Genomic DNA, 6,118 nt, shown 5'->3' on the forward strand with positions numbered 1-6,118 from the left:
CGTTGGCGGTGAAGTTGCTGATCTGGTTTCGCGGCATCGACAACAAGATTTTCGCGTATTATCTGATGCATGACTACGCCTATTCCGCGCAATTCAATGGCGCGAACCCGCCGGAGCTGGAGGCGCGGATGGCCGCTTTCGGCTCTGCCATTGCCGAGGCATTGCAGCAGGACGTGGATGAGGTCCTGGTCGTCGGCCATTCTTCCGGTGTGCACCTGGGCATATCGGTGCTGTCCGACCTGATCCGCGCCGGGCGGGTGCCAAAAGACGGTCCGGCGCTGTCGTTCCTGTCCTTGGGGCAGGTGGTTCCGATGGTGTCGTTCCTGCCGCAAGCGCAGCGATTGCGCGCCGATCTGGCCTATCTTTCCACCCGATCAGAACTCACCTGGGTCGATGTGACCGCGCCCGGCGATGGCTGCGCTTTCGCACTGTGCGATCCGGTTTGTGTGTCCGGGGTGGAGCCGAAGGGCAAGCGTTGGCCGCTGGTATTTTCCGCAGCTTTCACGCAAAGCCTGTCGCCGGAGCGTTGGAAAGAATTGCGTTGGCGGTTTTTCCGGCTGCATTTTCAATATCTTTGCGCCTTTGACCGGCCACGCGATTACGACTATTTTCAGATTACCGCTGGTCCGCTGACCCTTGCGGATCGTTATGACGGGCGGCCGGCGTCCGTCTCGCGGATTGAGACGCCGGTGAACAAATACACCTCGGTCGCCCGATGATTCCGCCAAAGCCACCCGCGCGGCCTGACAAGGTATCGCTTTGGCACTATGCCAAGCTGTTCCGGCAGGATATTCTGTCGGCGCAACCGGCGCGGCTTTACCGGGCCTGGATGGCGGAGTTTCGCACCCCATTCTTCCGCAGCTACCTCTGCAATGACCCCGCACTGGTGAACCTTGTGCTGAAGGAACGCCCCGACGATTTCCCGAAATCGAACCGTATCCGCGAAGGGTTGAACCCGTTGCTTGGCAATTCGGTTTTCGTGACCAATGGCGAGGTCTGGAAACGCCAGCGCCGGATCATTGACCCTGCGTTCGAAGGTGGTCGTATCCGAGAGACCTTTCCGTCAATGCTCGCCGCAGGGCAGGCGGCGGTGGCGCGGATGCGACCCGGCGTGCAGGAGATTGAGCCGGAGATGAGCCATGCGGCGGCGGATGTGATCTTCCGAACTCTGTTCTCCATTCCGATTGAACATGAAATCGCGGGGCGGGTCTTTGCCCATTTCCGCGATTATCAGCGCGAGCAACCGCTGCTGAACATCGCGGCGTTCCTGCCCTTGCCGCGGTGGTTCCCGCGCTTTCATTCGCGCCGGACCAAGGCGACGGCAGCGGAAATCCGGGGGTTGATTGAACGGCTGACGACGGACCGAGCTGCTGAAATTGCCGCAGGCACCGCGCCGGATGACCTGGCGACCAAGATCATGACCACCGCCGATCCGGAGACGGGGGAGCGGTTTGACACATCCGAGATGGTCGATCAGGTCGCGATCTTCTTTCTGGCCGGGCATGAAACCAGCGCCTCTGCACTTGGTTGGGCGCTGCTGATGCTGGCCCTTGCGCCGGAAGTGCAGGAACGGGTCGCGGCGGAAGCGGCAAGTCTTGGGGATGCGCCGGAGTTCTCAAACGTGGCAAAGCTGCGCTTTACCCGCGATGTCTTCCGCGAAACGCTGCGGCTTTATCCGCCAGTGCCGATGATGGTCCGCGAAAACCGCTGTCCGGAGGAGATGCGCGGCCGCCACGTCGCCCCCGGTGCGCAGATCGTCCTTAGCCCATGGCATTTGCACCGGCATGAACGGATTTGGGACCGACCGGATGAATTTGACCCAGACCGTTGGGCACGCGATGAGACGCGGGCCTGCGCGCGCGATGCCTACATGCCGTTTTCCGCCGGGCCGCGCGTTTGCACCGGGGCCGGGTTTGCGATGATCGAAGGGGTGCTCCTGCTCGCCCTGTTGGCGCGGGCGTTTCATTTCGCCCCGGTGGGGGAGCCTGCGATGCCGGTGGCGCATCTGACCGTGCGCGCCAAGGATGGCATCCGGTTGATTGTCACGCCGCGTCAGGGTTAGGGCGGTAAAGGCCAAAGAACCGCGCCACCAGCAGCCAGATCACCAGCAAAACCGACAGACCGACGATCCCGTCCGAGGCGTAGTGCCAACCAAGGTGAACCGACGCGACCCAGATCAGCAGCGCATAGCAGGTCAACCCAAACCCGAGCCAGCGATTGATCTGCCAGCCCGCCAGTGGCCAAAGGAACGCCATGACGATATGCATCGACGGCATCGCCGAAATGCCCGACCCGATGCGCGCCACGCCTTGCTGACGCGCCGCGAGCAGATAGTCCTGCCCCTCGACCGAAAAGAACGGCCCCGCCGCTGTGGACTGTGCCTGAAGCAGGGTCTTCAGCGGCCCGAAGGTTTGCCCGTCGCCGTAAAGCTGACCATCAAACACCGGACCGGCAGAGTTCAACAGATTTGCAAGACCCATGCCGATCACGACAAAGCAGATGAGATAGGAGGTGATATAGGTATAGCGCAGCGCCGGGCGCGGGCTGATCATGGCACAAAGCGCATAGCCAAGGATCATCGGCAGGAACGCCGGGTGATACAGCACATCCAGGAACCATGTCAGATTCGCAGAAGGCATCAGCGCATGGGTGATCTGCCACGGGTCAACCCCGCCGAAAAGCGTGCGATCCAGTGCGATGAAGCTGGCATCGTGGTGATAGCCATCGGCGCCGATCTCCAGTGATTTATAGACGGTGAAGCTGCCGATGGTGGCCGCTATTGCCCCCATCGCACAGACGAAATCGGTGATGGGAATGGCGCGCAGATACGTCGTTGACCATGCAAGCGCCGACAAACCTTTGCTTTTTCTTGCGACCAGGATGCAGCATGCGACGAGATGCAGGCACAGGATCACTGCGCAGAGCTGCAACAGCCAGTAAAGGTAATCGCTGGCAATCGACAGCAGCGCTGGCCCCGCAGATGGCCGCGCGATGAACAGCAGCGCCAGTGCAGTCAACGACACCGCAAGACAGCCGAGGCGAAAACGCAAGCGAATGTCGCGGGTATCGGGGGCGGAGAGGGTTGGCGCTTGAGCGATGTGGTCGGTCAACGGTAAATCCAATGCGAAAAGACGGGCCAAGGCTGCCAATTGACCCGGCAATTATGGCAATTGGCGGGCGTTACCCCGCAATTTCTGTGGTTTTCCCGTCAGGATCAGCCGCGTGCCGCCGATTGAAAATGGGTCAACACAAAGACCCGGATCGCAGAGGCGAGGCCGATATCGGTTTGCCGCGCCTCGTCCACCTCGATCGCGAGCGCGTTGATGGTTTTGCCTTGCGCCGCCGCGATATCACGAAAGGCGCGCCAGAACTCACCCTCCAGCGAGACCGAGGTTCGATGGCCCCGCAGGGTGAGCGAGTGTTTGACCGGACGTTCCGGCGCAGCGCTCATGGCGCGTCCTTCGGGTCCGACGCGTCGCCTTCAATCGCATGACCGTCAAGCACCTGCTTGGCTTTCGCTTTCGCGGCATCTTCGGCCCGTTTATCAGCTTTGGAACGCCCGAATTTGGCAACATTGGCATCGGCCTGCGCGCGCGCTTCGGCCCGTTTCCTGGCCTTTTTCACGCTGCGCAGGTTGATGATCTCCGCCGCCATATTATCCCTTCCGGTTGATGCTGACTCGGAATTCAGACCAAGTGTGTTCGAATTCTGGGCGAGTCCGGCGATTTCCGCAACCGAGAACAATTCAACCTTTCGGCCCGATCATATCCTCCGGCCGCACCACGCGGTCGAAGGTTTCGCCATCGACAAGGCCAAGCGCGATGGCCTCCTCGCGCAGGGTGGTGCCGTTCTTATGCGCGGTTTTCGCGACCTTGGTGGCATTGTCATAGCCGATGGTGGGCGCAAGAGCTGTCACCAACATCAGCGATTCCTTCATCAGCTTGTTGATGCGGGGCAGGTTGGCCTTGGTGCCGACGACCATATTATCTGTGAATGACCCCGCAGCATCACCCAAAAGCTGCATGGATTGCAACAGGTTATAGGACATCATTGGGTTGTAGACGTTCAGTTCAAAATGCCCTTGGGAGCCTGCAAAGCCAATCGCGGCATCATTGCCCATGACATGGGCGCACACCATGGTCAGCGCTTCGGCCTGCGTCGGGTTGACCTTGCCCGGCATGATCGAGGATCCCGGCTCATTTTCGGGCAGGATCAGCTCACCAAGGCCGGAGCGGGGGCCGGACCCCAAAAGCCGCAAGTCGTTGGCGATTTTGAAAAGGCTGGCCGCCACGGTTTTCAACGCACCCGACATCATCACCATCGCGTCATGTGCGGCCAGTGCTTCGAACTTGTTGGGCGCGGTCACAAAAGGCAGGCCGGTGATCTTGGCAATTTCCGCCGCAACCCGGGTATCCCAGCCCTTCCTGGTGTTCAGCCCGGTGCCGACAGCGGTGCCACCCTGCGCCAGCTCATAGATGTCAGGCAGGCAGGCTTTGACCCGGTCAATTCCTTTTTTCACCTGATGGGCATAGCCGGAAAATTCCTGCCCCAAAGTCAGCGGCGTTGCGTCCTGCGTATGGGTGCGGCCGATCTTGATGATATCCCTGAACTCGACAGACTTCGCGGCCAAGGCGGCGTGCAGCTTTTCCAAGCCGGGCAACAGCACATCGCGCGCCATCATGCCCGCGGCAACATGCATCGCCGTGGGGAAAGTGTCATTCGACGATTGGCCCATATTGACGTGATCGTTGGGGTGGACCGGCTTCTTGCTGCCCATCACCCCGCCCAGCATTTCAATAGCGCGGTTGGAGATAACCTCATTCGCGTTCATATTGGATTGGGTGCCGGAGCCGGTTTGCCAGACGACAAGGGGGAAGTTGTCATCAAACTTGCCGTCAATCACCTCTTGTGCGGCGGCGGCAATGGTATCAGCCAGATCGGCGGGCATATCGCCTTGCGCCTTGTTCGCATGCGCGCAGGCTTGCTTGATGACGCCCAAGGCGCGGATAATCGCAACCGGTTGCTTTTCCCAACCAATCGGGAAGTTCTGGATCGAGCGTTGTGTCTGTGCGCCCCAGTATTTGTCGGCGGGAACTTCCAATGGGCCAAAGCTGTCGGTTTCGGTACGGGTCGCGGACATCCATGCTCTCCTGCAAAATTTGGCCCTTCATAGGCGGGCGGAGGGCAAATATCAATCGGTATGCGGCGGCATACCGTGAGAGTTTTACACGTTGGCGCGGCGCATGAGATAAACCTGCGCCGGAGGCAGATTGCCCCAGACCTTCTGTGCCTTTTCGACGCGCAGCCCAAGTATCGCCTGTCCTTCAGGTGTCAGTGGCGAATTGGCCCCATAGGTGAACTGCACGAAAATTCCGTCTGGCCGCATGATGCGAAAAGCGGCCGCGATGATGTCGCGCCGCAGCAGGCGTGGCATCGACAACAGCGGCAGTCCCGAGATGACCGCCCCTACGGTTGGTGCCATCCGGTTCGCCGCGTCTTGTGCCGGCGCGGTGTGGATCGTGACACCGGCAAAGTGGCGGTGAAGTTGCTCGGCAAAGACCGGGTTCATTTCATATAGCGTCAAATCAGCAGGGGCAACGCCGCGATCAAGAATGGCCTGCGTGATCTTGCCGGTGCCGGGTCCGAATTCTACCACCGGGCCAGTCAAAGGGCCGACATGCGACGCCATTGCCAGGGCCAACGCGCGCGACGATGGCACCAGAGAGGATGTTTGTTTTGGTTGCAGCACTGCCTGTTTCAGGAACAGCGCAAAATCGGATAGCATCGCTGTTCCCTTCCCGAGATTGGTCTATTTGCGGAATTTGTCGAGACTGACCACTTCCGCCTCTCGCGCGGGCGGAGGAGCGTCCGGGTCCGGGTCATCAGGGGAAGTGTCCTCCTCATCCTCATCCTCATCGTCCTCATGGGTCTCAAAGCGCAGGCCAAACTCCACCGATGGGTCGACAAAGGTGCGCAATGCGTCAAAAGGCACAACCAAGGGTTCGGGGTTGTTGCCGAAATTCAGGGTGATCGAAAAGCCGGTATCGGTTACGTCGAGATTGTCGAACCAATGCTGGATCACGATGGTCATTTCGGAAGGATAACGGGCATGCAGCCA

Annotated in this window: 7 protein-coding genes and 1 pseudogene; 2 read left to right on the top strand and 6 right to left on the bottom strand. The window is 60.2% G+C overall.

Translation table 11 applies throughout. The annotated features are described in order from the left end of the window. Positions 1-719: pseudogene (locus tag L0H65_RS12790) on the top strand (hypothetical protein); the annotation flags it as partial. Then, a complete protein-coding gene (locus L0H65_RS12795; RefSeq protein WP_301459438.1) occupies positions 716-2,062 on the top strand; it encodes a cytochrome P450 in 1,347 nt (448 codons plus the stop codon). The pseudogene L0H65_RS12790 and the gene L0H65_RS12795, both read left to right, overlap by 4 nt. Here the strand turns inward: L0H65_RS12795 and L0H65_RS12800 are convergent. From L0H65_RS12800 to L0H65_RS12825, 6 genes are all read right to left on the bottom strand, one after another. Beyond that, positions 2,043-3,110, bottom strand: coding sequence for a phosphatase PAP2 family protein (locus L0H65_RS12800; protein WP_301459439.1), 1,068 nt, complete (start codon positions 3,108-3,110; stop codon positions 2,043-2,045). The genes L0H65_RS12795 and L0H65_RS12800 overlap by 20 nt on opposite strands. Before the next feature lie 104 nt (positions 3,111-3,214). Further along, positions 3,215-3,451 (bottom strand): ribbon-helix-helix domain-containing protein, encoded by a 237-nt coding sequence (locus L0H65_RS12805; protein ID WP_301459440.1) that lies wholly within the window; start codon positions 3,449-3,451, stop codon positions 3,215-3,217. After that, positions 3,448-3,654, bottom strand: coding sequence for a DUF4169 family protein (locus L0H65_RS12810; RefSeq protein ID WP_301459441.1), 207 nt, complete (start codon positions 3,652-3,654; stop codon positions 3,448-3,450). The genes L0H65_RS12805 and L0H65_RS12810 overlap by 4 nt, the downstream gene beginning before the upstream one ends. A 91-nt stretch (positions 3,655-3,745) precedes the next feature. Then, a complete protein-coding gene (gene fumC, locus L0H65_RS12815) occupies positions 3,746-5,140 on the bottom strand; it encodes a class II fumarate hydratase (RefSeq protein WP_301459442.1) in 1,395 nt (464 codons plus the stop codon). Between the two features lie 84 nt (positions 5,141-5,224). Continuing rightward, on the bottom strand, positions 5,225-5,785 hold the full coding sequence (locus L0H65_RS12820) for a class I SAM-dependent methyltransferase (protein WP_301459443.1): 561 nt from the start codon (positions 5,783-5,785) through the stop codon (positions 5,225-5,227). A gap of 24 nt (positions 5,786-5,809) precedes the next feature. After that, positions 5,810-6,118, bottom strand: a 309-nt coding sequence (locus L0H65_RS12825; protein ID WP_301459444.1) for a ClpXP protease specificity-enhancing factor SspB, incomplete at its 5' end; no start/stop codon positions are given.

The organism is Pseudorhodobacter sp., assembly GCF_030452865.1.
GTDB lineage: Bacteria > Pseudomonadota > Alphaproteobacteria > Rhodobacterales > Rhodobacteraceae > Pseudorhodobacter.

Bases quoted from the DNA above. Each gene is read 5' to 3' on its own strand.
- L0H65_RS12820 (WP_301459443.1), bottom strand. From the start codon at position 5,785: ATGCTATCCGATTTTGCGCTGTTCCTGAAACAGGCAGTGCTGCAACCA.
- fumC (WP_301459442.1), bottom strand. From the start codon at position 5,140: ATGTCCGCGACCCGTACCGAAACCGACAGCTTTGGCCCATTGGAAGTT.
- L0H65_RS12795 (WP_301459438.1), top strand. From the start codon at position 716: ATGATTCCGCCAAAGCCACCCGCGCGGCCTGACAAGGTATCGCTTTGG.
- L0H65_RS12810 (WP_301459441.1), bottom strand. From the start codon at position 3,654: ATGGCGGCGGAGATCATCAACCTGCGCAGCGTGAAAAAGGCCAGGAAA.
- L0H65_RS12805 (WP_301459440.1), bottom strand. From the start codon at position 3,451: ATGAGCGCTGCGCCGGAACGTCCGGTCAAACACTCGCTCACCCTGCGG.